The following is a 26,171-nucleotide window of genomic DNA, read 5'->3' on the forward strand; positions in this document are numbered from 1 at the left end:
GGTGACGGATCTCTCGAAACAGTTCCAGCCACCGGTATCAGCGCAGCGGGAAGCTTCGCCCGCTCCACTGTTCGATCCGTAGCTCGAACGGCGTGACCGAGTCAGCATCACTCCAGACGATCGGATTGGGTGCAGACTGGCCTCGCTTTGCCAGTGCCGCGAAGGCCGTCTCGACTGCTTCGTACGTGGTCTCGACCAGTTTGCCCTGCAGGACGACACTTTGCCATCGCTCGCCCGGCTCGGTCTCCTCGAACACCGTGAAACCGACGTGTGGGTCCCGCGACAGTGCCCGATGCTTCTCGCCGTCCGATTCTCCTTCGAGGTGGAGAGCGAAGACATCGGCGTCGGGATCGTACCCGTACGCGACCGGGATCGGATACGGGTACTGTCCGGCGGCCCGAACAGCGAGGACGCCGATCCCGTTTGCCGCGAGGACCGCTTCGATCTCCTCGTCTGTCAATCGACGCATCGGTATCTCGTACGTGGGCGCGGTCCCTGTTGTGATTGGTCTCCGTTTTCAGCCAGCGGGAACTGGTGGGGGTACTTTTGCTGTTCGTGTCAGGAGCCACCAGTATGCAACTGGAGTCGGACGACGCGTTCGCCGAGTGGGACCCAGAGCGCTACAGCACCCAGATCGAGCGCTTCGACGAACAGCACAAGCGACTCTTTGGCCTGTTGAACGATCTGCACGCGGCGATGGACGAGGGCCACTCACAGGACGAAATCGGTCACATTCTGCGGGAACTCGAACGCTACACCGAGTATCACTTCGGCGACGAGGAGGAGTTCATGCAAGACTGTGGCTACGCGATAGACTGTGCCGACTGTTTCTACAACCACCGGGAGATGCACGAGGAGTTCGCATCGAAAGTCAGCGAGTTCCGGGAGCGCCACGAGAACGGCGAGTACATCACGATGGAGGTGCTGACGTTCGTGCGCGACTGGCTGGACTCCCACATCGCCGCCGGCGACGAGGACCAGCGCTACAGTGAGTACTACCGCGAGACAGTCGACGATGCGTACGAGTACACACCCGGCACACTCCGCCAGCGTCGGGCGACGGAGACGACGCCAGCCCCGGACGAGGAGCACGCGACGACAGTCACCATCGAGGCGGACGTGCTCGACGGTGGGGAGCCAGCGAGCGAGTCTGGTTCGGTGGCCGCGTGGTTCGAGGAAGTCGCGACCACGCACGCGGACCGCACTGCGACGATCGAACACGGTACCGACGAGCGGACGGAGCGGACCTTCGAGGAGTTGTACGAGCAGGCAGCGGCAGTCGCCAGCGGACTGCTCGAAACGCACCTCACGCCCGGCGACCGCCTCGCGCTGGCGATCGAGTCCGACGGCGAACACCTCCTGTTCGATCTCGCCTGTCACCTCGCCGGACTCGTCTCCGTCCCGCTGTACCCCGACTTCGACACCGAGCAGGTCGAGCAGATCGTCGCCGACGCAGCGGTCGACGGGTTCGCCTCTCGCGAGGACCCACCGGCGGCCGTCGAGCGAGCAGTCGACGTGATCGTCGACATCGACCCGCTGCCGGCGTCGACACAGCGTTCGCTTCCGGGTCTCGAAACGGCAAGCGACGCGGTCGCGACCATCGTCTACGACGCACAGAGCGGGACCGACCCACGAGGCGTCGAACTCACGCACCAGAATCTCCGTGCCGCAGTCGCCGGACTGGCCGACACGCTCCCGCTGTCCGCTGGCTCGACGGGTACCTGTCTCCTCCCGCCGGCACACGTCTCCCAGCGTGTCACAGCGTATTACTTCTGGGACGCTGGCGCGGCGGTCGCCTACACCGATCGAAACGACGCTCTCGCGGCGATTCGTGACCTGCACCCCGACGTGCTCGTCGGTGTGCCGAAACTGTACCAGCGCATCTACGGAACGCTACAGGACCGGATCGGCTCGCTCGGGTGGGCAAAGCGCAAAGTCGCCGGAAACGTGACGGGGTACGGGCGTGCCGTGATCGACGGCGACGGGACGCCACTGAAGTACGCGGCGTCGGATCGACTCGTCTACCGACCGTTGCGGGAGGCCTTCGGACTCGACGACCTCACCTACGCGCTGTCGTGTGGCAGTCGCCTCGACGATCACCTGCAGGAATTTTTCCACGGACTCTCCGTCCCCCTGTGTGAACTGTACGGTGCCCCGGAGACGGCCGGCGTCGCCGCTGTCAACGGTCCCGACGCGTTCGAACGCAACAGCCTCGGACGACCGATACCCGGCGTACGGGTCGCGCTTTCGACCGACGATGCGGTCCTGATCGGCGGCGCGACGGTCACCGACGGCTACTGCGCCGACGACCGGGCGACGGACCGGGCGCTTCACGACGGATGGTTCCTGACAGACGATGTCGGCTCCGTCGACGACCGCGGTGTCCTTCGGCTGACGGAGTGAGCCATCGCTCACCGACACGTCGTCGCTGCTCGGTCGAGCGACCGTCTTCCATTCGCCGCTGGCGCGTGCTGTGCGAACACGGATGGCCTGGCGGCGCTGTCGCTGGACGTTGAGAATGTCGCCCGAAACACTAACGATCGGTGTCATCCGGGGCGGTGTGCCCTGTCGACCGGGAAACCCTCGTGTCGGGCGGGCGGCGCTACGGGCCGCCAGTTGCGCGAGCGGCGTCAACCGCGAGTGCGCGTGGCCGTCAGGCCACGAATTGCCGAGGCGGCGTCAACCGCCGAGGCGGACTGCAACTGTCACGTGCCCGGGTTCGCCGCGCTGTCATCGTCCCGGAGGCCGGGCCTCGGGCGGGGACAAAAGGCACGTACCGGCTCTAGCCGCCCAGGGCTGTAAGGCGTTGCGATCCGACTGCTGCCCCGGCCCGCTCAGAGGACGTATTCGGCTTCACGAAGCTGTACGTAGCCGCCGTTGCGGTACTGATACTTGAGCCACTTGTACTGGCCGACCGTCGAGATGCCGAGTGTGCCGGCCGCAAGCGCCTGTCGCCACTGCGAGCCGTCGACCGACTGCATCTTCGAGACGGTCGCGAACACCTCGTCCCACTCGGAGGGGCCGAGGTCTTCGACGAGGTCGGCGAAGGCGACGTTCCGTCGAACTTCGGTCCCGATGGCCGACTGCCACGCATCGTTGTACTGGTCGAGCGCCCCGGTCGCAGCGAGTCGTCCCGCGATGGTGCCAGTTCGGACCGCGACGTGGTCGCCGCCTTCGTGGAAGGCCGAGGTCGCACCCATCGCCCCGCCGACGACGGCGACGTTCGCGCCGGTGGGCGACTCGATCGGTCGCGTCGAGGAGATGGGGTAGGTCTCCGTGCCGCCGGTCTTGCCCCGATCTTCGACCAGCGGGAAGTCCTCGATGTCGTAGTCGGGGAACTCCCGTTCGAGCAGGCGCTCGACGTAGGTCCGCCCCTGTGGAATCTGGTCGTCGTCCTCGCGCAGGAGTGCCCACTCGCTGGCGTCGTAGTCGTCGATGTCCAGCCCGATGGGCATCGTCAGCCCGATCCGTGCGACGTTGTTGTCGTTCGGGAAGATCCACGGATAGGCAGTGTGGCCCGGCATCACGCCCCACCAGAACTGAATCTTGTTCTCGGGGAACAGCTCTTCGGGCATCCGGCGGTGTTCCTGATAGGCGATGTGATTGGCCTCGGTCGACGGCAGTCGGTCGGACAGCGACTCCCCCTCTGGGAGGAACTGACCGAGCACCCGGCCGGTGATCGTCCGCTGTGGCCCGTCCGCGAGGACGAGCGCGTCGGCGACGAGTGATTCGCCCCCGGCGAGTGCGAGAGTGTGTTCGGGGCCGGCGGTCAGATCCGTCTCGACACCCGTGACGCTGGTGCCGATCCGATACTCCGCACCGGCGTCCTCGGCCCGGTCGCGGAGCCAATCGTCGAACCGCGCTCGCTGAAAGGTAAAACCGAAGCCGGGATAGCTCGATTCGATGCCCGTTTCCTCGATGAGGACCGACTCGTTCGGGCCGAGAAACTCCGCGCCGTCGAGGTCGGCGAGTTTCACGTCTTCGGGAAACTCGTCGGGTTCGAACCCGGCCACTTCCATCCAGTAGTCGAGAAAGCCGGCAGCGTCCGTCGAATCTGGCCCGAGGCGGTCCCGGTCGGCTCTGGGGACCCCCTTCTCCAGCACGACGGCCTCGGCACCGTGCTCGGCCGCCGCCCGTGCTGCGGACGTGCCAGCCGGGCCACCACCGACGATAGCGACGTCTACGCGCTCCATACGCCTCCCGTGTCCGGAGGGGGCTTAAATTCCGTGTTCGCCGACGGCTACGTGATTCGCTGGGCTTCCGAGGACTCCGCCTCCTCGCCGACTGCGGCGAGGATCGCCTGTCGCCAGTCGCCGTCGAACTGTTCGAGCATCTCGTTCAGCGCGATACGCTTCGCTTCGCGCTCTGCGAGCAGATCGTTGTACTCCTCGTTGCCGTTGAGTTCGTCGGGGCGCTTGCGAAGTTCCAGTGTCGCCTTTCGTGCCGTCATCGAGAAGTACTCGCGCAGCATCCGCTGGCAGACGCCCCGGGAGATCATCGTCTCGACAGTGTTCAGGACTGCGTCCTGTGAGACGGGCTTGGTGAGATACTCGTCGACGGGGAGATCGAGGATATCGAAGTCGGGTTCGACCCCGGAGACCATCACGACGAAGCAGTCCTGTCCACTCTCGCGAACGCGGCGTGCGACCGTCTCACCGTCCATTCGCGGCATCTCTCTATCGAGGAGCATCACGTCTGCCGCCCCCACCTGTTCGATCGCCGCCTTCCCATCGGCAGCCGTCAGCACCTCGTACTCGTCTTCGAGCCAGATCGAGTGGAGATCCCGACAGGCGGGATCGTCGTCGACGACGAGTACTGTGTCCCAGTCACCACTCATTGTATTCGAACGGTAACACTCATCCCTCTTTAATTGTGGCTTCATTACAGATCGTTCAAACCGTTCATCGCCCCACAGGCTGCTTCGAAGTCGATTTTTCGATCTAGCGGGACAGAAACGAACAGTCCAGAGACCACCGTTCTCAGTCGTGAACAGTGGTTCTGGGCAATCGAGCGCCGTCCATCGTGAGAGGACACTAACTGGAATCAGGTGCCGTTCGACCGCACTGTTTTAGGCGACCGGTCGGAAGACTGGTGCATATGAACGAGCGAAAGCGGAGGGAGCGACGGTGACTGAGATTGCCATCCTGCGACAGAAAGCCCACGGTATTTCGGCCCATCAGTACGCCGGGGCGGTGCGTGAGCGACTCCCCGACGCGACTGTCAGAGTCGCGACGACACCGGCCGAGGAACGGGACGCCGTCGAGACGGCGACAGTGGTCTCGGCCGGGCCGTTCGACCACGAACTACTGGACCACGCAGACGACATCGAGCTGTTCGCGAGTGTTTACGCTGGCTACGATCACCTCCCGTTGGACGAATTCGCCGACCGCGAGATTACGCTCACGACCGCCTCGGGCGTCCACGGACCGAACATCGCAGAGCACGTCATCGGTGCGTTCCTCGCCTTTGCCCGCCGATTCTTCGAGGCGCGCCGTCGCCAGAACGAGCGCCAGTGGCGCGCGCTCCAGTCCGGTGAACTGAACGGCTCGACGGTCGCCGTCGTCGGTCTGGGTGCCATCGGGACGACAATCGTCGATCGACTCTCCGGGTTCAACGTCGACACTGTGGGCGTCCGCTACACGCCCGAGAAGGGCGGACCGACCGACGAAGTGTACGGCTTCGATGAAATCCACGACGCCGTCGTCGACGCCGAGTACGTCGCAGTCGCCTGCCCGCTGACCGACGCGACCGAGGGCCTGTTCGACGAGCAGGTGTTTCGGACGATGCGACCCGACGCCGTCCTCGTGAACGTCGCCCGTGGTCCCGTCGTCGACACCGACGCCCTCACCAGAGCGATCCGTGCCAACCACATCCGGGCCGCACAGCTAGACGTGACCGATCCAGAACCGCTGCCCGAGGACCATCCGCTGTGGGGCTTCGACAACGTCTTCATCACGCCGCATGCCTCCGGGCACACGCCCGAGTACTACGAACGGACCGCCGAAATTCTCGCGGAAAACGTCCGCCGTGCCGACGAAACGGGCGAGTGGGACGGCCTGGTGAATCAGGTCGACTTGGACTGACCGATCACGCTGCTGTCGAACTTTTAAACGATCAGTATAGAGTGAGGTTTCCCAGAGAGCGCCGGGTATGCTATTCAGCTAAACACTCTCTCGGAACCGATGCGAGGGGTATTTGCCCAAGAGAGCGGGAGATATGCCAATGACAGAAACGTTCGCAGACAGGACCCTCGCCGACCACCGGCGTGTTTTCGAGAAGATATGGTGGCAAAACCCCGAACGACAGAACGCAACCTCCTCGTCTTGGTGGTTCTTTCTCCTGTTTCCGGATGGTGAGGAGGGATACGGTCCAAGACAACTCATGTTCTCGATTGCTGCCTGTGTGGGGGACGAGTGTCGTATCAACGACCTTCCGGCAACAGCGATGGACTCGGATCGTCCCGTCGCCGACGGTGTGGACAGATTCAATGCGACAACAGTGGGATGGACCGGAGACGACGAAGTGGTTCATGACCATGTCGTCAGGCAATCAGCTGAAGCGGTTCTCTCTCGTCCGAACCAGCGTATAGAGGCATGGACAGAACTCGAGGACGGCACCAGACGCGGGAGCGAAATAGCTTCACTTTCAGACCGCTCTCTCGGACTGAAAGCTCACGTCATCGGCGATGACGCCGAGGCGGAGTTCGAGGCGTGGGGTGACCTCGACTCGAAGATGACGTCCCCACACCACGCATTAGATATCGACACACCGCTGGGTGGCGCCGAGGTCGTTGCCTGGCGCCAGATGGAATTCGAAGGAGAGTTTGACCTGCCTGACGGACCCGAAACGCTGTCAGGGTCCTGTTACTTCCAGCGCGTGTGTTTTGACATGCCGCTGTTACCCTGGAAGTGGATATGGGCGATCTTTCCGGACGGAACCTCGTTTTCGGTGTTGGTTCCGTTTATCGGGCCACAGCTGTTCCGGCGAGGCTACAAATTCTTCTCCTCGAACAGGCTGGAACGGCTGACGATTCCTCTCAGGCAGTCCGGGTTCTGGAACTGGGGCTCGAAAGATGGGCATGTCGAGTTCGACAGGATTACTGTCGAACCACTGCTGGGTACTGGCGAACAGCCTGATTTCGATGTTCGCGTCGAGAACGATGAGGGCGATTACGTGCGGTTTATCGCCCGAACCTATGGCCGTGCGCGAAACTGGCTCGACCGCGCGAGATTCGGTGGACGGCTTGCATCTCATTGGAGTTACAACGAGTTCATGTTCCGAGTGACTGGACTAGCGGGTAGCGTGGGCGGCACAGTGGTTGATGACGAATCGATGGGCGCCGGGTTCGGAACGTTAGAATACAGTACCGGACTGGGGCTGTGAGCTACGTGAAACAGAGTGGGCTCATTGAATTGCCAGTTCAGGTCGATCAAGACGCATTTCTACGGACAGTCGCTCCGTCCCGGAACACAGTGGACAACCACCGAAGACCATCAGCGAATGCAGTCATTCCCCAGCCATTGTCGCCCGGTAGCCCGCCCGTCCTTCGGCGACGAAGTACCACGCCACGACGCCAAGGATCATCGCCGTCAGTATAGACCGGATCGGAACTGGACCGACGGACGCCGTGCCGGCGAGGAACGCGAGCGGGACCAACGCGAACAGCGACGCCAGCAACAGCAGAAATCGCCTCCGGGCGGTCAGCGGCACGCCCTCTGCGTCACCACGCAACAGGAAATAGATGTGTGTCCCGCCGAATATCAGGCCGTAGAAGATCACACCGCCGACGACCATCACCCACCGAGGTGGGTCGGCGACGAGCATCTGAACAGCGATTAGTGTGACCATCGCAACGGTCGCAACGACGACTTGAACGCTCGTCTCGCGGGAAACCATTATCTTGCCGACGGCGACTGTGGATAAAATTGTGGCGGTGCGGTACGTTTCGGGCTGTCGGGCGGTGCTACAGATAGCCGTGCTCGGCGAGCAGTTCGCCGTTCAGGACGCTCGCGCCCGCTGCGCCGCGCATCGTGTTGTGGGCGAGACAGTTGAACTGGACGCCGTCGGTCGTCTCGCGGAAGCCGCCGACGCCGACGCCCATACCGTTCTCGATGTTCCGGTCGAGGCGGGGCTGCGGGCGGTCTGGCTCGTCGAAGACCGTGATTAGCTGGTCGGGCGAGGACGGCAGGTCGATGCCCGTCACGTCGGCCATCGCCGCCTCGGCGTCGTCGACAGTGATCTCCTCGGCGGTGTCGGCCCAGACGTTTTCGAGGTGGCCGTCGAGCGTCGCGATGCGGTTACAGGAGGCGGCCACGTCCATCTCGTTGAGCGTAATCTCCGCGCCGTCGAAGGAACCGAGTAGCTTGCGGGACTCGGTTTCCATCTTCTGTTCCTCGCCGCCGATGTGGGGGATGGCGTTGTCGATGATCTCCATCGAGGTGACGCCGTCGTAGCCCGCACCGGAGACGGCCTGCAGCGTCGAGACGCGCACGTCCGTCAGGTCGAAGGCGTCGTCGAGCGCCGCAAGCGGCGGCACCATCGTGATCGTCGAGCAGTTCGGGTTCTTCAGGAGCGCGCCGTCCCAGCCACGCTCGTCGCGCTGGACTTCGAGCACGTCGAGGTGGTCGGCATTGACTTCGGGGATGATCAGCGGCACGTCCTCGTCCATCCGACCGTTCGAGGAGTTCGAGGAGACGACGTAGCCCGCCTCACAGAAGTCGGGTTCGACCTCTGCACCGACGCTAGAGGGCAGCGACGAGAAGATCAGGTCCACGTCGTCGGGCACGTCCTCGGGCGTCGTCGCGCCGACCTCGATCTCGGCCACGTCGTCCGGGATCGGCATGTCGATGCGCCACTTGGCGGCCTCGCGGTACGTTTTGCCCGCGCTTGACTCGCTTGCGGTCAGTGCTGCGATCTCGAATTCGGAGTGGGGGTGGAGCAGTTGGATGAGTCGCTGTCCGACCGCACCAGTGGCCCCCAGGACACCTACGCGTACAGTCATCGGTTGACAAACTGCGGTGGCCCATGAAAACAGTTTGGATCGACAGTGGCTGTCCCGCGGTCGATCAGTCGTCTGCCGGCGCGGCGGCACCGCTCGCACTCGACGCTCCCGACAGCGTCGACTCGTTGGCCGCGACCCAGCGCAACAGGAGGAACGAGAAGACGTACTTCGCGAGCACGTCCAGTGCGGAGTAGCCCCAGGAGGTGACGCCGACCGACTGGACGAGCGCCAGTCCCTCGATGCCGACGGCCCAGATGATCGGGTAGCCGAGCCAGAGGACGACCGTCAGCAGGCGCAGCGTGTCGAATATCTCGTCGGTCCCGGCCGCCGTCGCGGCCGCCGGCCACTCCGTCAGCAGAGCGTAGAGCACGACCAGGAAGAAGGCGCAACTGACGACGTAGAAGGCCCACCGGAACAGGACCGACGACGTGACCAGAGCGGCGGCCAGTCCCGTCACGCACATCGCGATGTCGGCCGCGATCACGGTGAACAGACTGCCGCGGTCGACATCGGCCAGCAGGCCGAGCGCCAGGAGGATCATCGGCGTCGAGAGTGCCCACGTGAGATAGCGTCCCCACTGGCTCATCACTTCCTCACCCGCGAGGGGATGGCCGGCGGGCATCTCGATGAACCCGACGGTCAGGCCCGACGCGAGACCGAGATAGCTCGACAGCGAGACTAGGGGGATCAGCAGTGTCGCCGCCCAGATCAGCTTCGCCCGTGGGCTGGTGACGTTGCGCCCCATGTAGACGAACACCAGGATCGACAGCCCGGCCAGTGCGATGTTGGCCCACAGCGACGAACTCAACAGCACGTCGGCCCGAATCTGTTCGAACGCATCCGCTTGCGTGGCCTGTAGCAGTACATCCGCCGCCGCAGTCGCAGTGCCTGAAGACATCGACTTAAACGAACGGCCAGGACACGTAAATATGTCGTAGCAAACTAGTATTCCCCGACAGACCTGTGTCCCTCGCTCAATCGGCGACCGCGCCTGCATCGAGGTCTTCGAGCGCCCACGTGAGGATACGGGCCTCGACTACGTCGCGCTCCTCGACGTGGTCGTCCTCGCCGTAGGTCTCGATGGTCTCGGCCGCCGCCGCGAGCATGCGTTGCTCACGCGGGCGCTGGTCCGGCTCTTCGCGGACGTCGTTGAGCAGCGCTTCGAAGTCCTCAAGCAGGTCGAAGGAGGCGTAGGCGACGTTACACCGCGAGAGCGGACTCATCCCGGTCTCCATGACGAGATCACGGACGACCGCCCAGTCGCTCTCACAGAAGTAGATCGTGACGGTGCTCTCGATGTCACGCCACGCGATGGGGTCACCGTGTTTCATCAACTGGACGACCCGCGGGGGCAGGTCCAGCCGGGTATGAGTCTCCTCACTGCCACACAGACAGCACGGCTGCACCGTGGTCCCGGTGTACATAGATAGCCGTTGGGCCTGACGGAATTGAATCCGTCGCAGGCGGCAGGCCCCGGACCGAGATGGAACGTTTTAATCACGGGCGTGGGGTAGCGGAGGTATGGACACCGCCGATCGCCTCGAACTGGCGACACGCCACACGCTCGAAGTCATCAAAGAGGAGGAACTGGAAGCGCTGTTCGACGAGGGGACACCCTCGGCGTACATCGGCTACGCGCCCACCGGCGAGATGCACATCGGCCACTACACGACGATGCGAAAGCTCGCCGACTTCATCGAGGCCGGCATCGACGTGACCGTCCTGATCGCGGATCTGCACGCCCACCTCGACGACGAGAAGAGTCCGTTCGATCTGCTCGACGCCCGTTCGGAGTACTATCAGGAGGCCATCGAGGGGATGATCGAGGCCGCCGGCGCTGACCCCGACGAGATCACCTTCACCCGCGGCATGGACTTCCAGCTCGACGAGGAGTACACACTGGAGATGTACCGGATGGCCGCTGAGACGACGCTTGCGCGCGCTCAACGAGCCGGCAGTCAGGTCGTCCGCGAGTCCGAGAGTCCGAACCTCGGTGGGCTGATCTACCCGCTCATGCAGGCTCTGGACGTGAAAGCGCTCGACGCCGACATCGCCTATGGCGGGGACGATCAGCGGGGCATCTACATGCTCGCCCGCGAGGTCCTGCCAGACCACGGCGGGGATGCACCGGTCTGTCTCTTCGCCCCGCTGCTCTCCGGTCTCTCGGGTGGCGAGATGAGTGCCTCCGACGCGTCCTCGAAGGTGAACTTAAACGACAGCCACGACGCGGTCGTCGAGAAGATCGAAGACGCCTACTGTCCGATGGGCGAGCGCGAGGACAACGGCGTGCTTGAGTACCTCGAATACCTCGTGTTCCCGGTCCTCTCTGAGCGCGACGAGACCTTCGTCGTCGAACGCCCCGAGGAGTACGGCGGCGACCTCGTGTACGACGACTTCGACGCGCTGGAAGCGGACTTCCTCAGCGAGGACCTCCACCCCGCAGACCTCAAGCCCGCCGCCGGGGAGTACATCTCGGAGGTTATCGCGCCGATCCGCAAGCGCCTCAACGCGAACCCCGAACTGCTCGCACAGGCGTACCCCGAGAAGTACGGGGACGCGTAACGTATCGTCAGGGGGTACCTGTCCACAGCATGGGGTCGTCGGGCCTGCCCTCGACTGATTCGTCTGTCAACCTCGTTTCGACGTACGCGTTCGTCCGGTCGTCGGTCGATTGGACCGACTCGGTCAACCACGGATCGACCGTCGCCGGGCCGACGTAACCGCCCTGTCTGTCGCGCTTCTGTAGGTCTCTTGCCGCTCTGTTCGACGACACTTCGATCGGCCCAGTCATATCGCCCCACCAGTTCTCGCTCGCCGCGAGTGATACGTCAGTCTCGTTTTGTAACCCCAGTATCGTCCTGAAACCGTTCTCGGTGACGGTCAGCCCGTCGGGCTGTCCACGTACCAGCACGCCGGTGCCGACGTAGCTCGACGCCGAAATGTCGGCGAGGATATTAGACTGGAACCGTACGGCTGTCGTCCGACCGCCAGAGTGAAATCCCCAGGCGTACGGGCGCGGTTCCTCTCGCTCGTTGGCCGCCCTGAGATCGAAGATGTCGTTGCGGCGAACGTCGACACGGGCGGCGTCAGCGACGACCGCGATTCCCCGGCAGGCGTAGTCGCTCCGTAGCCGACGGACGACGTTGGCAGCCACGTCGGCGTCGGTCAGCGGCGGGTCCGCTGTGGTGGACTCGTCGTCCGATTCCTCGTCGTCTTCGCCGGTGTCCGGCGCTGCGTCGAGCGTGATCCCATCAGACACTGGGTAGGCCGTCTCCTCCGGGAGTGTGCTCCGAACGTTCTCGACGACGTTTCCCACGACCGAGAGCGAGGACTGTGGCGTCGCGACGGTGATGCCGGTGGCACCCGGGGCGCCGTACGGGCCGACCTCGGTGACGTGGTTCTGCAGGAGGCTGACACCCGATAGCGACCCGTCGACCGCGATACCGAGTCGTCCATCCGGGTGTGAGACGCGGAATCCACGGAGTGTGACGCCGTCGGCCTCGACACTGACGGCCGGACTGCCAGCGGCCCAGCCGCCGCGGACCGCTGCCCCGCCGAGTTCACGCGAGCGAAGCGTCACGCCGGGTTCGTCGACGACGACAGTGCCCTCGTACTGCCCCGGGAAGACATCCACGAGGCCGCCGGCGCTTACGTCGTCGACCGCAGCGTTGATCGAAGCGTACTCTCCGGCGCTGCCGGGGGCGACGGTCACGTCACCGGCGTGCTGTCCCGCCACACGACTGGCACTGATCGTCAGCGCCGTGAGACCGGTGACACCACTCGCCAGAAACCGACGCCGCGTCGTCGTGGAGACACCGCTTGTCGACTCGCTGGGCTGGTGTCCCGGGTCGCGTTGGTTCATGCACCCGTACGAAATGGCGACAAAAGTGAAAAGAATGATTTGCTTACCGACATCAGCTGGGATGCGAAGGAGTCGCTTATCGGCCCCCGAGACTGGAGTTGCGTAGTTTCGGACCGTACTGAACGGTGGCGCTCGACGGCGTCCTGTGCCGGTACGTCATCGTTATGTGTCACGTCGAGCGCACCTGCCGGGGACGGACCGAAGCCGCTTTTCGGGACGAACGCACACACTTCGACATGTCGGACGAGCCGTCGCGGGCAGCCGTCCGCGCGACGTACGAACGAATCGGCAGCCACTTCTCGAAGACCCGGCGGTACGCCTGGCCCGAGGTCGAGGCGTTCGTCGACGAGTACGCCGACGGCCAGTGCGCTGTCGACATCGGCTGTGGAAACGGCCGCCACAGCGAACTGCTGGCCGACGCTGTCGACCGCGTCGTCGGTCTCGATGCCAGCCGAGAGCTTCTCGACGCGGCCAGCGAGCGACTCGGCGAGGTCGAACACGTCGACTTCGTGCAAGGTGATGCCGCGTCGCTCCCCTTCGCCGACGGTGTCGTCGACGTGGGGGTCTACGTCGCAACACTCCATCACCTCCCCACAGCGGCCGCGCGACGGGCCAGCCTCGACGAACTGGCCCGCGTCCTCGCCCCTGACGGACACGCACTCGTCAGCGTCTGGTCGACCGCCCACGACCGCTTCGAGGAACCCGCCGACGCCGAAACTGGCTTCGACACGACCGTCGACTGGACGCTACCCGGCGGCCGGACCGTTCCGCGCTTCTATCACATCTACGCACCCGCCGAGTTCGAGCGTGCGGTGGCCGCGACCGATCTCACGCTCGACTCACTCGAACTGTCCAGTGGCAACTGCTACGCCATCGTGCGTTCCGAAGGGAAACGCCCTTAATACACCCCGCGTTAGTGGCGGGTGAGCGGCGCCGGAACGCACCGTGGAGACGTTCCGGTGTCGCCGTTCGCCATCTGGCGAGCGAACACGTGTCGAGGCCCGACGCCTCGACGTGCGCGGCGGTATAGAGACGGACAGCGTCCGTCGATGTTCGCCGCGAACGAACTGCGCGGCGGTGGTGAGCAGTTCCAGCGGAACTGCGAGGCACGCCGCAGGCGAAGCATGCGGCGGTGGTGAGCAACTCGATGAGTTGCGATCCGCGTCGCGAACGAAGTGAGCGGCGGTGGTCTAGTGGTAGGACCTGAGCCTTCCAAGCTCATGGCCCGGGTTCAAATCCCGGTCGCCGCATTACTCGACGCGAACATACTCGTGAGCGTCGAGTATTCGAACGGAGAGATTTGAACCCTACGAGTCGCAGTGCGCGCAGCGAACGAAGTGAGCGAGCACAACCGTCTGGATCCGGTTCAAATCCCGGTCGCCGCATTACTCGACGCGAACATACTCGTGAGCGTCGAGTATTCGAACGGAGAGATTTGAATCACGGAAATCCGAGCGAAGCGAGGATTTGCATCGAGTTCAAACATCGCGGGACCTGCGGTCCCGCGTGGATCGCGAACCCACGGGGTTCGCTCACTCCCGGTCGCCGCATAGCGAGGATCGAGCGAATGCGGGATTCTCGGAGATACGAACGGCGAGTGAAGCAAGCCGTGAGTGCATTGCTGCGAGGAACGGACGTGACGAGCGACCACTTCGTTCACGGTCTGGACGACTGGAGGCGTACTCCAGTCGACCGCACGCGGTCGTACTGTCGGGGCCATCGCTCTGAGCGACCGTCACTGCTCGACGGTGACCCACTGGTCCGATACGATCGTCGCGTCGGGATTCTCTGCGACCGAGAGGCACAGGCCGTCGGCCGTCTCGATCCCGATCACGTCTGGCGAATTGATCCCGGACAGTTCACGGCCCGGATACGTGAGTGGATACGCCCGATCGGGGAATCGGTCGTGGTCCAGTGTCTCCGTCGGATCTGTCAACTCCGCTGTCGACTCCGTAGGCTCGGTCTCCGTTCGGTCCGGTCGAAGTCGCCGACAGTATCGTGTCACCATCGCCCGTAACCGACTCAGCAGCGTCGATTCGCCCGTATCTGGCGGCTCGTCGGTACTCGAAGACGTACCGGCGGTGCTCGAAGAGAGGCTTCCCATGCCCAAGTGTTGGATATGCAATCATAAATTCATACACTGGATACAGGTGGTAGGATGGGCGTGATACCAGAATAAGCTCGATTCGAGGGGATCGAAATCAGCAGTTACACGGGCCGTTATAGTTCGATCCGCTCGACGAGCTGGTCGTCGTCTTCGCGGATGTTCAGCGCGACGATCCGCACGTGTGATTCGAGCCCAGAGTTGCGGAGCTTCGCTTTCAGAAGATTGTCGACCTGATACACACCGGCGGCGTTGGACATCTCGATTTCGACGAGGACGGGCTTATCGTCTCCCGGCTGGAGAAGGACGCGCTTAATCGCCTGACTGGACACCGTATTGATGCCGCGTCCGCCGTGGTGGTAGGGAATACGCGAGCGTCCACTCTCCATGTCCAGCGCATCCGCAACGCGCACGACGCCGGCCTCCAGCGTCAGTGGGTCTTCCTCGGTGTGGTGACAGAGGATCGCGTGCAGAATTTCGCCTTTCATCCGTACCGCGCTTTCGATGTCGTAGAAATCGAGCAAGAAGTCGTCCAGCAGGTCCGCAGCCAGCGGGATCGAATAGTAGGGGTGCTCGTCTCGGTGGACGACGTGGCCGATGTCGTGCAGCGTCGCCGCCAGCGCGACGATCACCGCTTCGTCGGCCTCTTCGAGTCCCTGATCGGCTGCGCCGTTGAACGCGACACCGCCCTGCTTGAGCAGGTCGTACAGGCAGAGTGCGCGATTGCGAACGATCGCGATGTGTTTGGCACCGTGGTCGTTGTACCGCTTTCGCGTGACCGGATTGACGTTCTGGGCCTGCAGGTACGCCTGAATCTCGGTGTCCGATTCGACGGCCTCTAGCACGGCGTTGACCCGTTCGTCGGGAAACGCGTGGTCCTCTTCGGGGTCGTAATGTCGACCGTTACCGCCGACTGACTCGCCTTCGCTCATACATCGAACGTTTTTCAGCGAGCGAGAAAAAGTCTCGCCTCGACCGATCAGGCCAACGCCACCGCTTCGATGACCTCGTCGTAGTCCGGTTCGACGCCCGGATCGTCGCTGATCCACGCGTACTGGACGACGCCGTCACCGTCGATCACGAACACCGACCGCTTTGCGACGCCGTCGACGCCCAGTTCCGCGAAGTCCATCGAGATGTTCCACTCGTCGATGATCTCTCGGTTCGTGTCGCTGAGTAGATCGAACTCCAGTCCGAGTTGCTCTTTGAACTCGTTCTGGGAAAACGGTGTGTCGATGCTGACGCCGTAAACCGACGCGCCAGCGTCGCTAAACTCCCCGAGTCGGTCCTGAAACGTGTTCATCTCGTGGGTGCAGACGCCCGTGAACGCACCGGGGAAGAACGCCAGCACGATCGGTGCCTCGTCGAGGCGGTCGTCGAGTGTGAACGACTCGATGTCGCCGTTGGCAAGCGGTGCGGTAAACGTCGGTGCTTCGTCACCAGTCGAAACCATCACGTGCGACTTACGGATACCAGATCAAGTCGCTTGCGTTCCAGTAACTGTCGCTGGACCAGCCGTTCGTTGTGCTGAGCAAAAAGCCTATAATAGACCTCACGTTACGTCCTGCTACAATGGTAGCAACCCTACTTCAGATCGGTATGCCGGGGGTGCAGGAGATGGCGATCATCCTCCTGATCGCGGTCCTGTTGTTCGGCGCAAACAAGATTCCGAAGCTTGCTCGCTCGACCGGGCAGGCGATGGGTGAGTTCCAGAAGGGCCGCGAACAGGTCGAACAGGAACTCGAAGAGATCAAGGACGGCCCGTCGGTCGGTGAGGACGACGAAGTGGCCGACGAGCCAGAGTCCGAGTTCGTCGAAACCACGGCAGACGAGACGGCTTCCGAAACGACCTCCGAGACCACCTCGGAATAACGACGCGCGGTCCGCCCCGGTCCTCCCGCAGCCCCACTTCTCCGTTTTTCACACCGTGAGTGCCATCGCTGGAATGGAAAGCGTTTTTCGCACGCCTCGAACATCTCTCCGGTAGAGGGCGTGTGGCCTAGTGGACGAGGGCGAGGGGTTCCTAACCCCTAGACCGCGGGTTCGAATCCCGCCACGCCCGCTATCGTGTCGAGCGGCAGCGAGACCGATAGCGAAGCGTGCGGGATTCCTGAACCCTACGAGACGAGCGCAGCGAGTCTCGTTCCGGTTCGAATTCCGACGGACCGGCGAGCCGGCCCGTCGGCGTTCGTGAAATCTTCGATTTCACTCACTCCCGCCACGCCCGCTCATCTCACTTCTGTTCGATTCGCGGGCGTGGCGAACATCGCAAACGCGAAGCGTTTGCTCAATCCCGCCACGCCCGTTTTCCGGCGAGCGATAGCGAGCCGTGAAAACGGCAGGGTGGGATTCTTGAACCCTACGAGACGAGCATCGCAAGTCTCGGTCCGGTTCGAAGTCCGACGGACCCGAAAGCTGGCTCTGCGGCGTTCGTGAGCTACTCCTCGACGACGATGCCGCCACGCTGGCCGAGACTTTCGTGGGGTCGACAGGCGTACAGGTAGACGCCGGGTTCGTCGAAGGTCACCTCGAAGTTGCGTCCGCGCTCGCTGTAGATCTCGGACTTCTCGATGTCGCCATGGAACGCGATGTCGTGTCCACCACCGGAGCCAGTCCACTCGAACGTGACGGTCGTTCCGGTCGAACACTTGAGTGCGAGGGGGTCGAACGCAAAGTGGCCGCCGTTGCCGGGGCTACCGACAGTCACCGTCGCAGTGTCCGATTCAGTACGGTCGGCGAGGGTGCCATCCCAGCCGTCCACGTCGATGAGCCAGTGGTCGAGTTCGGGATAGCCACTCTCCGGTGGCTTTCTGACCCGGATCGCGCCTTTCATGCCGTCGTCGCGCCGGGGTTCGGAGACGTAGGGATACACGCCAGTCGTCTCGAAGTGATGGGAGTAGGTCTCGTTGGGCTGGTCGGTGGCGTCGCCGCTGTCGAAGGTGCCGTCGAGCGCAACGACGTTGTGTGCGCCGCCGTGGTCGAGCCAGCGCCACACGACTGTCGTTCCGGGCGTGACGGTGACGGCCGGCGGATCGAAGGCGTAGCCCGCCCCCTCGATCGGGTGGCCGACCAGAATCTCGATCAGATCATCGTAGCCGACGTTCCGAGAGCGACCGTCGTAGCCGTTGGCATCGTCGAGCCACGCGTCGAGGTCATCGACCGGCGTATCGGTCGACGACGCTGTCGTCGTGGTCGGCGAGGGGGTCGCTGTGGCGGGTGTTTCAGCCCGACCGGAACCAAGACGGCTAGTCAGTGCCGGAATCGAAGCGAGCGATACACCGTGGAGGAGTTGTCGTCGCGAGAGGGACCGTTTCATGACCAGTTGCAACTACAGTACAGTCCACCCTAAAACGCCGAACCACTTTCCAGAATCTGGAAATCGTGACCTTTCCCTTTACATTGAGGGACGAACGATATGACGGGCACGCCGCTATCGGAGACAGACCGTCCGACCTGGAGTCACGCCGAACCGGGTGTTCCCTGTCCTCCACGTTACTCCGACGGACGCGACCGAGAGCGGCCACCGCCCTGTCACAGAAGCATGACCGACGAGGTGTCGTCCGAACAGGCCCTGTTCGATGCGCTCGCGGACCCCGACTGTCGAGACATCGTCGCCGCGCTCGACGAGCCGATGACGGCCAAAGGGATCGCCGACGAGTGTAATCTCTCCCAGACGAGTACGTACCGCAAACTGGAGACGCTCACCGACGCAGCACTCGTCGATGAGCGAACCGAAGTTCGAGTCGACGGGCACCACACGAAGCAGTTCGTCAGGGACTTCAGGGGCGTGTTCGTTGCGTTCGATGGCAACGAATCGTTCGATGTGGACGTGGTCCGCCACGAAGAGACGCCCGACCAGCGCCTCGCGCGCTTCTGGTCACGGATCAGTGAAGAACTATGAAAACGCAGATACCGTTCGTCGTCATCGTCTTCAAGACTGGTACGCTCGCGCTCGGTGCGCTCATCACCTATCTCGCGGCCAAGGCCGCGCGCAAAACGGGTGTGACTGGGTTGTTGTATCTCGCTGTCGGCTTTGGCATCGTGACGCTCGGCTCGCTGCTTGCCGGGGTCACGGACCAGCTAATCGCAGATCCGACGGCTGCGCTGATCGTCGAGAGCGCGCTGACACTGGTCGGCTTCGGCATCGTCGCCTACTCGCTGTATGTCACGCGAAACGGGCCGATAAAAATCCGATAGATGGTCGTCGAAGACTACTCGACGACGATTGCGCCTTTCATGCCCAGAGACTCGTGGGGCGTACAGTAGTACGTGTACGTGCCGGCTTCCTCGAAGGTGTACTCGTACTGAACACCCGTTGCATCGACGGACGACCCGGAGTCGAGCGGACCGTCGCCTTCCGAGACGACGTTGTGGACGCCGCCGTTGCCAGTCCACTCGAACTCGACGGTCGTCCCGGTCGATACGCGGACGGCCGGCGGCGAGAACGCGAAGGCACCGCCGTTCCCTTCGGCACCGACCATGACGGTGACGGTGTCCTGTCCGGTCATGTCCGAGACGGTCCCGTCGAAGTTCGAGACGTTACTGAGATAGCTCGACACTTCTTCGCTGGCTTCGCCCGACGAGCCACCGCTGTCGCCGCTGGTGGTCGTCTCCTCCATGTCACCGCTGGTGGTCGTCTCCTCCATGTCACCGCTGGTGGTCGTCTCCTCCATGTCACCGCTGGTGGTCGTCTCTTCCATGTCGCCGTCGCCGCCGTCTCCGCCATCGCCACTGCCGCCGTCGCTGTCGCCTTCGGGACTGCTACAGCCGGCAAGCAGTCCTGCTGCGGCGAGCGCACCCGTACTACGGAGCAGTGTCCGTCGATCCAGTGATTGCATTGTTCCGATCTGACCTAGGGCGAGAGGACGAATAAGGGGGGCGAACGAGGGCAATACCGCCGGGTGGGGATAGTTGGCATAGCTCGCCGCAAGTGGTCCCTGCGGCGGGTGTCCGCGTGGGCCGGGACTGAGACCCAACCAGTGTTGGGACGGCGTTCATGAGTGGGGCGTGCGAACGACGAGGTGATGACAGTCAGAGGTGCGCGATGACGGTTCTCGTGCTCGGCGACCAGCTCGTCCGTCGCCGCGGACCACTCGCTCGGCGACCGGACGAGCGCGTGCTCATGATCGAATCGAGGGCCTTCGCGCGTCGGCTGCCGTACCATCCACACAAGCTGACGCTCGTGTTCAGTGCGATGCGACACTTCCGTGACGAACTCCGTGAAGCGGGACGGACCGTCGACTACTACCAGACAGAGACGTTCGCCGAGGGGTTCGCGTCCCACTTCGAGACCAATCCGGGCGACGAACTGGTCGTGATGGCACCGGCGAGCCACGGCACTGCTGAACGATTGCGATCGCTCGTCGCGGACGCCGGTGGACGGCTGACCGTCGTCGACGACGAGCGGTTCCTCTGTTCGCCCGCCCAGTTCGACGAATGGGCCGGCGATGGCCCCTATCGGCACGAGACGTTCTATCGAAAGATGCGCCGCGAGACTGGCTATCTGATGGACGGCGACGATCCGGTCGGCGGCGAGTGGAACTACGACGACCAGAACAGAGAGACCCCGCCCGACGACTGGGCACCGCCGGACCCGCCGACCTTCGAACCGGACGAGACGACCAGTGCGGTCCAGTCGTGGGTCGAGTCAGAGTTTTCGGGAGGCTACGACGAGCCACCCTACGGCGGCGACTGGGCCGATCCGGGGCCGTTTCGCTGGCCCGTGACTCGCCGACAGGCCGTCCGAGCGCTCGATCACTTCGTCGAGCACCGCCTCACCGATTTTGGCCCGTATCAGGACGCGATGGTCGGCGGGGAGTGGGCGATGGCGCACAGTCTGCTCTCGGCGGCGCTCAACCTCGGTCTCCTCGGTCCATCGGAAGTCATCGAGCGAGCCGTCGACGCCTACGAGGGCGGCGACGCGCCGCTCAACAGCGTCGAGGGATTCGTCCGGCAGGTGCTGGGCTGGCGGGAGTTCGTTCGCCACGTCTACCGCCGCGAGATGCCGGCGCTCGCGTCGGCGAACCAGCTCGGGGCCGACGAGTCGCTGCCCGACTTCTTCTGGACCGGCGAGACGGAGATGGCCTGTCTGGGAGAGACCATCGACGGGGTCCGAACGCGGGGCTACGCCCACCACATCGAGCGTCTGATGCTTCAGTCGAACTTCGCGCTCTTGTTCGGGGTCGAGCCAGCGCAGGTCAATCGGTGGTTCCGCGCGGCGTACGTCGATGCCTTCCACTGGGTGACGACGCCGAACGTCGTCGAGATGGGCCTGTTTGGCTCGGGTGCGTTCGCGACGAAACCGTACGCTGCGTCGGCGAACTACATCGACAAGATGAGCGACCACTGCAGTCGGTGCCCGTACTACAAGACCAAGACGACGGGCGAGGGGGCGTGTCCGTTCAACGCGCTGTACTGGGACTTCCTCGACCGTAACGAGGACGACCTCCGGTCGAATCACCGGATGGGACTCGTCTACGGTCACCTCGACAACAAGGGCGAGCAAGAGCGAGCCGAAATCAGGGAGCGAGCCGACGAACTGCGGGCGCGGGCACAACGGAGCGACCTCTGATCGACGGCCGCTGCTTATACTGCCGGCTGTCCGTCTCTGAAGAACGGTGAAACAGTTCGATCCGGCGGTATTAGCCGCCGTCGCCGCCCTCTCGGCGCCGCATCTCCTGTCTGGTGAACTGCGGCGACGCGCCGAATCTCGGACCACGCCGGCCGCGGCGGAACGACCAGACGATGACGAACCCGAGCAATACGGTGACGCCGCCGGTCGCCAGCGCCGCTTCGAACGCACCGGTCGAGTAGAGATAGGCGATCAGCGGGAACCCCGCACTGAAGAGGAAGCCATAGCAGAGCCGACGTGCCATCCGCTCGAACGCGCCCCGGTCGTCTTCGATCACGGTCGACAGGGCGAGGTCGCCACGCTCGACGCGGGTGAGTGCGTCGTCGAGTCGCGGGGGAACGGAGACACTCGCACGCGCTGTCTCCCGGACTTGCTCGGTCACGCGGTCGCGAATCTCCTCGCCCCCGCCTGCCATCCCGCGCTCCATCACGTACTCGGTAATCACTTCGAGGAAGTCGTAGTCCGGTGCGAGCGCGCGCGTCACGCCGTCTAGCACCGTCGTCACGCGGACGACGTGGGCGAGGTCCTGTGGAATCCGCATCGGGAACTCGTACATCGCGCCCTCGAACTCGCTGATGATTCCTTCCACGTCGAACTCCTCTAGGTCGGCCCCGCGGAACTGATCGAAGGCCAGTTCGAACAGGCGACGGACCATCTCCCGGTCTGCCGTCGGGTCCAGTGCCTCCATGGCGATGAACGAGTCGATCACCTGATCGATGTCGTCGGTCGCGATGCCGACGTAGAAATCGAGCAGGTGTGAACGCGTCTCCGGGCCGAGTTCGCCCGTCATCCCGAAGTCGTAGAAGACGATGCTGCCGTCGGGTCTGACCGCGAGATTGCCGGGATGAGGGTCGGCGTGGAAGACGCCGTCCTCGACGATCATCTTGATGTATATCTCGGTGAGTCGCCTGACGATCCGTTGCTCGTCGACGCCGAGATCGCGAATGGCGTCGAGATCGTCGATCTTCGTGCCGTCGACGTAGGTCATCGTCAGCACGCGGTCGGTCGAGTGTGGCGCGAGCGCCCGGGGGACGACGACGTCGTCGACGTCCGCGAAGTTCCGGCGCACGGCTTCGAGACGGGCCGCTTCGTGGACGTAGTCCATCTCTTCGCGGATGGTGACGGTGAACTCCTCGGCGAGATTGCCGAGCGTGAACGCCTGCCCCGGCGGGGCCGACCAGCGAAGGACCGGGATCAGCGTCGAGAGGACTCGAAGGTCGGACTCGACGCGGGTGCGCACGTCCGGCCGGAGAACCTTCACTGCGACGCGCTGACCGTCGACTTCGGCCTCGTACACCTGCCCGAGGCTCGCGCCGCTGATCGGTTCGCGGTCGAACGTGTCGAACGCCTCGTCGACCGGGCCGAGTTCCCGCTCGATGACGGGTTCGATCTCGGGCCACGGTGCTGGTGGCACTCTGTCCTGCAACTCCGACAGTACGTCGATGTACTCCGCCGGGAGCGCGTCGGGCCGGGTCGAGAGCATCTGTCCGAGTTTGATAAAGGCCGGTCCCAGATCGACGAACGTCTCTTTGAGCACCCGTGCACGGCGGGATCGCTCGGCACTCGACACCGAGCGGCTGGCACCGAAAAGCAAAAAGCGCCGCCGGTCTCGGAGCACTGTCAGGGCAAGTGGGACGAACTGCCACACGATGACGACTGCTCGCCAGAGCGCGCGCACCCGAACGCCCAGTCCCGTCGGCTGGCGCTCGGTCCGAGCACTCGCCTGCTGGGCCGGCGCTTCGAGACCACGATCAGTACCCGACACGAATCGTTTCTACAACCCTCTCGGGCCGCTGGCGATTTGAGTGTGTTGGGACCGTCCTACCGGAGGCGGCCGAGCAGTTCGTAGTCTCGATCGGGGGTGTAGCTGCGGAACAGCAGGCTGTTGGTCAGCACCGACACGCTCGACAGTGCCATCGCCGCGGCCGCGAGCACGGGCTGGAGCAGGCCAAGGGAGGCAAGCGGGATCATCACCGTGTTGTAGCCAAGCGCCCAGACGAGGTTCTGCTTGATCTTGCTCAGTGTCGCCTCGGAGATGCGGATCGCCTTGAGTACGTCGGCGGGGTCGTCCCGCATCAGCGTCACGTCGGCGGCTTCGATCGCCACGTCGGTGCCCGACCCGATCGCACAGCCGACGGCAGCCGTCGCAAGCGCCGGCGCGTCGTTGACGCCGTCACCGACCATCATCGCCGCCATGTCTTCGGACTGGATCTCGTCGACGGCGTCGGCCTTGTCTTCGGGCAGCACTTCGGCCATCACGTTGTCGGGGTCGATCCCGACTTCTTCGGCGACCGCGCGCGCCGTCCGCCCGTTGTCGCCGGTGATCATCCACACGTCCAGCCCACGGTCACGGAGGTCCCCGACTGCCTGCTTGGCGGACGGTTTGACCGTGTCCGCGTCGGCGACGACACCGATCACGCGACCGGCGTCCGCGTCGATGTCGCCGCCCTCGTCTCGGGGGCAAAGTCCGACCAGCATCGCGGTCTTGCCCTCGGATTCGAGCCGTTCGCGCGTCTCGCGTGCGGGCGCGGGATCGATGTCGACCTGTTCGAGGAGGCGCGCGCTTCCGACGAACACCTCGCCGCGTTCGACCGTCGCCCTGACACCCTTGCCGGGGACGTTCTCGAAGGACTCGGGTGATTCGAGGGCGAGACCGCGTTCGCGAGCGCCCGCGACGATGGCCTCGGCCAGCGGATGTTCGCTCTCCTGCTCGGCGCTGGCGGCGAGAGCCAGCACGTCGTCCTCGTCGAGCGCTGTCGATGGCGCGTCGTCAGTGTCCGCGACCGGGACGCCCCCGTCGGCTGCCGGTCCGACGGCGACCACGTCGGTCAGTTCCATCTCGCCCTCGGTCAGCGTCCCCGTCTTGTCGAAGACGACGGCGTCCACATCGCGCACGCGTTCGAGGATGTCGCCGCCTTCGAACAGGACGCCATTGCGGGCACCGATTGCCGTACCGACCATCGTCGCGGCCGGCGTTGCCAGCCCGAGCGCGCAGGGGCAGGCGATCAGGACCGCGCTGGCGAACACGACGATGGCGAACTCCGCCGCACCGATCGGACCGCCGACGGCCGCAGGACCGCCACCGAGCAGCCCCCACAGCGGGAGCCACTCGACGAAGCCCGCGAGCACTGCGGGGAACTGCCACCATAGCACGCCCCAGAGCACGGCGTTGGCGATCACCGCGGGGACGAAATACGCCGAGATGCGGTCGGCCACGCGCTGGATGTCCGGCTGACGTGACTGAGCGTCTTTGACACGGGTGACGATCTGCTGGATCGCCGTCTCCGAGCCGACCTTGGTGGCCTTGACGAGCAAGACGCCGTTCTGGTTCACCGTCGAGCCGATCACGTCGTCGCCTTCGCTCTTTTCGACGGGGACGGACTCGCCGGTGACCATCGACTCGTCGACCGCGGACTCGCCGTCGACGACGACGCCGTCGGTCGGTACCTTCTCGCCCGGCCGGACCTTCATCCGGTCGCCGACTTCGACATCTTCGAGCGGGATCTCCGCCTCGCTGCCGTCCTCGCGGACGACGGTCGCCGTCTCGGCTTCCATCTCTAGCAGCGACCGGATCGCCGCGCCGGCCTGCCCCTTCGAGCGGGCTTCGAGGTAGTTCCCCAGCGTGATGAACACGAGGATCAGCGCCGCCGTATCGAAGTACAGCCCCGTCGCCGGGATCAGGTCGAGCAGGGCCGCGACGCTGTAGAGATAGGCCGTCGAGGACCCCAGCGCGATCAGCACGTCCATGTTCGCCCGCCCGTTGTTGACCAGCGCCCGGTAGGAGTTGACGTAGAACGGCTTCCCGAGTACGATCTGGACCGGCGTCGCCAGCGCGAAGGCGTACCAGCCCACGCCGATCCCGAACAGGTCGTCCCCGAGGACGCCCAGACCGAGCACGTGGTCGACGAGCATCACCAGCAACGGGACGGAGAGCGCGCCGCCGAACAGCGTCAAGCGCAGTTGCCGGCGAATCTCCTCCTGTCGAGCGAGGTCACGCCGTTCCTGATCACTCTGACCCTCACCGTCCCCGGACTCGCCGTCCTCGCGGACCGGCGTGTAGCCTGCTGCCTCGATGGCGTCGTCCATCGCCGACCGGTCGGTGTCGGCGGGGTTGTACCGCACCTGTGCCTCGTCGGTCGCGTAGTTCACGTCGGCCTCGATCACGCCGGCCAGTCCTTCGAGGGCCTCGGTGTTCGTCTCCGCGCAGTTTGCACAGGTCATGTCGGTGATCCCGATGGAGACGGTCGCGCTTGCGGCATCGTAGCCGGCCGACTCGACGGCGTCGTAGATCGCCGCGAGCGACGTGCGCTCTGGGTCGTACTCGACGCGCCCCTCGTCGGTCGCCGCGTTCACGTCGACCGTCGTGACGCCGTCGAGGTCACCGATCGCGTCCTCGATGGTCGCTGCGCAGTTCGCACAGCTCATGCCCGTGACTTCGAGACGGGTCGTTCGCGTACTCATCGTTGGTGTATCGTACGGGTCCCTCTTTGATGCGGTTTGCCACTTCGAAAACAAGGTATTTCTACGTCCAAAGATTCGATTCTAAAGCCTGAACGAACGTTGCTGAAGAAAG

The 26,171-nt window shown here is 64.2% G+C and carries 24 protein-coding genes and 2 tRNA genes; 11 read left to right on the forward strand and 15 right to left on the reverse strand.

The annotated features are described in order from the left end of the window. Positions 1 to 37: 37 nt before the first annotated feature. On the reverse strand, positions 38 to 469 hold the full coding sequence (locus tag AC5FRW_RS06180) for a pyridoxamine 5'-phosphate oxidase family protein (protein WP_493567561.1): 432 nt from the start codon (positions 467 to 469) through the stop codon (positions 38 to 40). A gap of 104 nt (positions 470 to 573) precedes the next feature. Between AC5FRW_RS06180 and AC5FRW_RS06185 the strand changes: the two genes are divergently transcribed. Then, positions 574 to 2,403 carry a bacteriohemerythrin gene (locus tag AC5FRW_RS06185; protein WP_493567562.1) on the forward strand — a complete coding sequence of 610 codons (1,830 nt, stop codon included), beginning with the start codon at positions 574 to 576 and terminating at the stop codon, positions 2,401 to 2,403. Positions 2,404 to 2,834: 431 nt separating this feature from the next. Here the strand turns inward: AC5FRW_RS06185 and AC5FRW_RS06190 are convergent, their stop codons facing one another. Then, positions 2,835 to 4,193 carry an NAD(P)/FAD-dependent oxidoreductase gene (locus AC5FRW_RS06190; RefSeq protein ID WP_493567563.1) on the reverse strand — a complete coding sequence of 453 codons (1,359 nt, stop codon included), beginning with the start codon at positions 4,191 to 4,193 and terminating at the stop codon, positions 2,835 to 2,837. 47 nt (positions 4,194 to 4,240) lie between these two features. Continuing rightward, complete coding sequence (locus tag AC5FRW_RS06195) at positions 4,241 to 4,837, reverse strand: response regulator (protein ID WP_493567564.1); 597 nt, start codon at positions 4,835 to 4,837, stop codon at positions 4,241 to 4,243. A 289-nt stretch (positions 4,838 to 5,126) separates the two neighbouring features. Here AC5FRW_RS06195 and AC5FRW_RS06200 point away from each other — a divergent pair, with 289 nt between their 5' ends. Both AC5FRW_RS06200 and AC5FRW_RS06205 read left to right on the forward strand, forming a co-directional pair. Continuing rightward, positions 5,127 to 6,083, forward strand: a complete 957-nt coding sequence (locus AC5FRW_RS06200; RefSeq protein ID WP_493567565.1) for a D-2-hydroxyacid dehydrogenase — start codon at positions 5,127 to 5,129, stop codon at positions 6,081 to 6,083. A 139-nt stretch (positions 6,084 to 6,222) separates the two neighbouring features. Continuing rightward, positions 6,223 to 7,383, forward strand: coding sequence for a hypothetical protein (locus AC5FRW_RS06205; RefSeq protein ID WP_493567566.1), 1,161 nt, complete (start codon positions 6,223 to 6,225; stop codon positions 7,381 to 7,383). Positions 7,384 to 7,506: 123 nt separating this feature from the next. On the opposite strand, the gene AC5FRW_RS06210 is transcribed toward AC5FRW_RS06205, so the two are convergent. The 4 genes from AC5FRW_RS06210 to AC5FRW_RS06225 form a co-directional block, all read right to left on the reverse strand. Further along, positions 7,507 to 7,896 (reverse strand): hypothetical protein, encoded by a 390-nt coding sequence (locus tag AC5FRW_RS06210; RefSeq protein WP_493567567.1) that lies wholly within the window; start codon positions 7,894 to 7,896, stop codon positions 7,507 to 7,509. Between the two features lie 67 nt (positions 7,897 to 7,963). Then, the gene (gene asd / locus AC5FRW_RS06215) at positions 7,964 to 9,001 is read right to left on the reverse strand and encodes an aspartate-semialdehyde dehydrogenase (protein WP_493567568.1); all 1,038 of its coding nucleotides are present in this window, start codon (positions 8,999 to 9,001) and stop codon (positions 7,964 to 7,966) included. A 64-nt stretch (positions 9,002 to 9,065) separates the two neighbouring features. After that, positions 9,066 to 9,899, reverse strand: coding sequence for a bacteriorhodopsin (locus tag AC5FRW_RS06220; protein ID WP_493567569.1), 834 nt, complete (start codon positions 9,897 to 9,899; stop codon positions 9,066 to 9,068). Between the two features lie 76 nt (positions 9,900 to 9,975). Beyond that, on the reverse strand, positions 9,976 to 10,425 hold the full coding sequence (locus tag AC5FRW_RS06225) for a DUF7960 family protein (protein ID WP_493567570.1): 450 nt from the start codon (positions 10,423 to 10,425) through the stop codon (positions 9,976 to 9,978). A gap of 97 nt (positions 10,426 to 10,522) precedes the next feature. Between AC5FRW_RS06225 and AC5FRW_RS06230 the strand changes: the two genes are divergently transcribed. Beyond that, positions 10,523 to 11,563: a tyrosine--tRNA ligase gene (locus AC5FRW_RS06230; RefSeq protein WP_493567571.1), complete on the forward strand. Its 1,041-nt coding sequence runs from the start codon at positions 10,523 to 10,525 to the stop codon at positions 11,561 to 11,563. Between the two features lie 7 nt (positions 11,564 to 11,570). Here AC5FRW_RS06230 and AC5FRW_RS06235 read toward each other — a convergent pair whose 3' ends face one another. After that, entirely contained in the window at positions 11,571 to 12,863 is a 1,293-nt protein-coding gene (locus tag AC5FRW_RS06235) for a right-handed parallel beta-helix repeat-containing protein (RefSeq protein ID WP_493567572.1), read from the reverse strand. 236 nt (positions 12,864 to 13,099) lie between these two features. Between AC5FRW_RS06235 and AC5FRW_RS06240 the strand changes: the two genes are divergently transcribed. Beyond that, positions 13,100 to 13,765, forward strand: coding sequence for a class I SAM-dependent methyltransferase (locus tag AC5FRW_RS06240; RefSeq protein ID WP_493567573.1), 666 nt, complete (start codon positions 13,100 to 13,102; stop codon positions 13,763 to 13,765). A gap of 277 nt (positions 13,766 to 14,042) precedes the next feature. Continuing rightward, positions 14,043 to 14,113 (forward strand) — tRNA-Gly (locus AC5FRW_RS06245). A 485-nt stretch (positions 14,114 to 14,598) separates the two neighbouring features. On the opposite strand, the gene AC5FRW_RS06250 is transcribed toward AC5FRW_RS06245, so the two are convergent. The 3 genes from AC5FRW_RS06250 to AC5FRW_RS06260 form a co-directional block, all read right to left on the reverse strand. Then, positions 14,599 to 14,967, reverse strand: coding sequence for a hypothetical protein (locus AC5FRW_RS06250; RefSeq protein WP_493567574.1), 369 nt, complete (start codon positions 14,965 to 14,967; stop codon positions 14,599 to 14,601). Between the two features lie 116 nt (positions 14,968 to 15,083). Next, on the reverse strand, positions 15,084 to 15,899 hold the full coding sequence (locus AC5FRW_RS06255; RefSeq protein ID WP_493567575.1) for an HD domain-containing protein: 816 nt from the start codon (positions 15,897 to 15,899) through the stop codon (positions 15,084 to 15,086). 47 nt (positions 15,900 to 15,946) lie between these two features. After that, complete coding sequence (locus AC5FRW_RS06260; protein ID WP_493567576.1) at positions 15,947 to 16,420, reverse strand: redoxin domain-containing protein; 474 nt, start codon at positions 16,418 to 16,420, stop codon at positions 15,947 to 15,949. Between the two features lie 119 nt (positions 16,421 to 16,539). Between AC5FRW_RS06260 and AC5FRW_RS06265 the strand changes: the two genes are divergently transcribed. Together AC5FRW_RS06265 and AC5FRW_RS06270 are read left to right on the forward strand one after the other, a co-directional pair. Continuing rightward, on the forward strand, positions 16,540 to 16,839 hold the full coding sequence (locus AC5FRW_RS06265; protein WP_493567577.1) for a Sec-independent protein translocase subunit TatA/TatB: 300 nt from the start codon (positions 16,540 to 16,542) through the stop codon (positions 16,837 to 16,839). Between the two features lie 116 nt (positions 16,840 to 16,955). Then, positions 16,956 to 17,029 (forward strand) — tRNA-Arg (locus tag AC5FRW_RS06270). A 375-nt stretch (positions 17,030 to 17,404) separates the two neighbouring features. On the opposite strand, the gene AC5FRW_RS06275 is transcribed toward AC5FRW_RS06270, so the two are convergent. Next, positions 17,405 to 18,283, reverse strand: a complete 879-nt coding sequence (locus tag AC5FRW_RS06275) for a halocyanin domain-containing protein (RefSeq protein WP_493567578.1) — start codon at positions 18,281 to 18,283, stop codon at positions 17,405 to 17,407. A 225-nt stretch (positions 18,284 to 18,508) separates the two neighbouring features. On the opposite strand from AC5FRW_RS06275, the gene AC5FRW_RS06280 reads away from it, so the two are divergent. Continuing rightward, positions 18,509 to 18,868 carry an ArsR/SmtB family transcription factor gene (locus tag AC5FRW_RS06280; RefSeq protein WP_493567579.1) on the forward strand — a complete coding sequence of 120 codons (360 nt, stop codon included), beginning with the start codon at positions 18,509 to 18,511 and terminating at the stop codon, positions 18,866 to 18,868. After that, positions 18,865 to 19,164, forward strand: coding sequence for a DUF7521 family protein (locus AC5FRW_RS06285; RefSeq protein WP_493567580.1), 300 nt, complete (start codon positions 18,865 to 18,867; stop codon positions 19,162 to 19,164). The genes AC5FRW_RS06280 and AC5FRW_RS06285 overlap by 4 nt, the downstream gene beginning before the upstream one ends. Positions 19,165 to 19,178: 14 nt before the next feature. Here AC5FRW_RS06285 and AC5FRW_RS06290 read toward each other — a convergent pair whose 3' ends face one another. Further along, entirely contained in the window at positions 19,179 to 19,805 is a 627-nt protein-coding gene (locus AC5FRW_RS06290; RefSeq protein WP_493567581.1) for a halocyanin domain-containing protein, read from the reverse strand. 206 nt (positions 19,806 to 20,011) lie between these two features. On the opposite strand from AC5FRW_RS06290, the gene AC5FRW_RS06295 reads away from it, so the two are divergent. Then, positions 20,012 to 21,538: a cryptochrome/photolyase family protein gene (locus AC5FRW_RS06295; RefSeq protein ID WP_493567582.1), complete on the forward strand. Its 1,527-nt coding sequence runs from the start codon at positions 20,012 to 20,014 to the stop codon at positions 21,536 to 21,538. A gap of 70 nt (positions 21,539 to 21,608) precedes the next feature. Here AC5FRW_RS06295 and AC5FRW_RS06300 read toward each other — a convergent pair whose 3' ends face one another. Together AC5FRW_RS06300 and AC5FRW_RS06305 are read right to left on the reverse strand one after the other, a co-directional pair. Further along, entirely contained in the window at positions 21,609 to 23,363 is a 1,755-nt protein-coding gene (locus AC5FRW_RS06300; RefSeq protein WP_493567583.1) for an ABC1 kinase family protein, read from the reverse strand. A gap of 56 nt (positions 23,364 to 23,419) precedes the next feature. Beyond that, the gene (locus AC5FRW_RS06305; RefSeq protein ID WP_493567584.1) at positions 23,420 to 26,059 is read right to left on the reverse strand and encodes a heavy metal translocating P-type ATPase; all 2,640 of its coding nucleotides are present in this window, start codon (positions 26,057 to 26,059) and stop codon (positions 23,420 to 23,422) included. Positions 26,060 to 26,171: the final 112 nt, after the last annotated feature.

The organism is Halomicrobium sp. HArcht3-1, assembly GCF_058933345.1.

Coding starts and splice junctions, on each gene's coding strand:
- AC5FRW_RS06275 (WP_493567578.1), bottom strand. CDS start 18,283: ATGAAACGGTCCCTCTCGCGACGACAACTCCTCCACGGTGTATCGCTC.
- AC5FRW_RS06260 (WP_493567576.1), bottom strand. CDS start 16,420: ATGGTTTCGACTGGTGACGAAGCACCGACGTTTACCGCACCGCTTGCC.
- AC5FRW_RS06290 (WP_493567581.1), bottom strand. CDS start 19,805: ATGCAATCACTGGATCGACGGACACTGCTCCGTAGTACGGGTGCGCTC.
- AC5FRW_RS06280 (WP_493567579.1), top strand. CDS start 18,509: ATGACCGACGAGGTGTCGTCCGAACAGGCCCTGTTCGATGCGCTCGCG.
- AC5FRW_RS06305 (WP_493567584.1), bottom strand. CDS start 26,059: ATGAGTACGCGAACGACCCGTCTCGAAGTCACGGGCATGAGCTGTGCG.
- AC5FRW_RS06250 (WP_493567574.1), bottom strand. CDS start 14,967: ATGGGAAGCCTCTCTTCGAGCACCGCCGGTACGTCTTCGAGTACCGAC.
- AC5FRW_RS06220 (WP_493567569.1), bottom strand. CDS start 9,899: ATGTCTTCAGGCACTGCGACTGCGGCGGCGGATGTACTGCTACAGGCC.
- AC5FRW_RS06240 (WP_493567573.1), top strand. CDS start 13,100: ATGTCGGACGAGCCGTCGCGGGCAGCCGTCCGCGCGACGTACGAACGA.
- AC5FRW_RS06190 (WP_493567563.1), bottom strand. CDS start 4,193: ATGGAGCGCGTAGACGTCGCTATCGTCGGTGGTGGCCCGGCTGGCACG.
- AC5FRW_RS06180 (WP_493567561.1), bottom strand. CDS start 469: ATGCGTCGATTGACAGACGAGGAGATCGAAGCGGTCCTCGCGGCAAAC.
- AC5FRW_RS06185 (WP_493567562.1), top strand. CDS start 574: ATGCAACTGGAGTCGGACGACGCGTTCGCCGAGTGGGACCCAGAGCGC.
- AC5FRW_RS06205 (WP_493567566.1), top strand. CDS start 6,223: ATGACAGAAACGTTCGCAGACAGGACCCTCGCCGACCACCGGCGTGTT.
- AC5FRW_RS06235 (WP_493567572.1), bottom strand. CDS start 12,863: ATGAACCAACGCGACCCGGGACACCAGCCCAGCGAGTCGACAAGCGGT.
- asd (WP_493567568.1), bottom strand. CDS start 9,001: ATGACTGTACGCGTAGGTGTCCTGGGGGCCACTGGTGCGGTCGGACAG.
- AC5FRW_RS06265 (WP_493567577.1), top strand. CDS start 16,540: ATGGTAGCAACCCTACTTCAGATCGGTATGCCGGGGGTGCAGGAGATG.
- AC5FRW_RS06230 (WP_493567571.1), top strand. CDS start 10,523: ATGGACACCGCCGATCGCCTCGAACTGGCGACACGCCACACGCTCGAA.
- AC5FRW_RS06210 (WP_493567567.1), bottom strand. CDS start 7,896: ATGGTTTCCCGCGAGACGAGCGTTCAAGTCGTCGTTGCGACCGTTGCG.
- AC5FRW_RS06295 (WP_493567582.1), top strand. CDS start 20,012: ATGACGGTTCTCGTGCTCGGCGACCAGCTCGTCCGTCGCCGCGGACCA.
- AC5FRW_RS06195 (WP_493567564.1), bottom strand. CDS start 4,837: ATGAGTGGTGACTGGGACACAGTACTCGTCGTCGACGACGATCCCGCC.
- AC5FRW_RS06255 (WP_493567575.1), bottom strand. CDS start 15,899: ATGAGCGAAGGCGAGTCAGTCGGCGGTAACGGTCGACATTACGACCCC.
- AC5FRW_RS06285 (WP_493567580.1), top strand. CDS start 18,865: ATGAAAACGCAGATACCGTTCGTCGTCATCGTCTTCAAGACTGGTACG.
- AC5FRW_RS06225 (WP_493567570.1), bottom strand. CDS start 10,425: ATGTACACCGGGACCACGGTGCAGCCGTGCTGTCTGTGTGGCAGTGAG.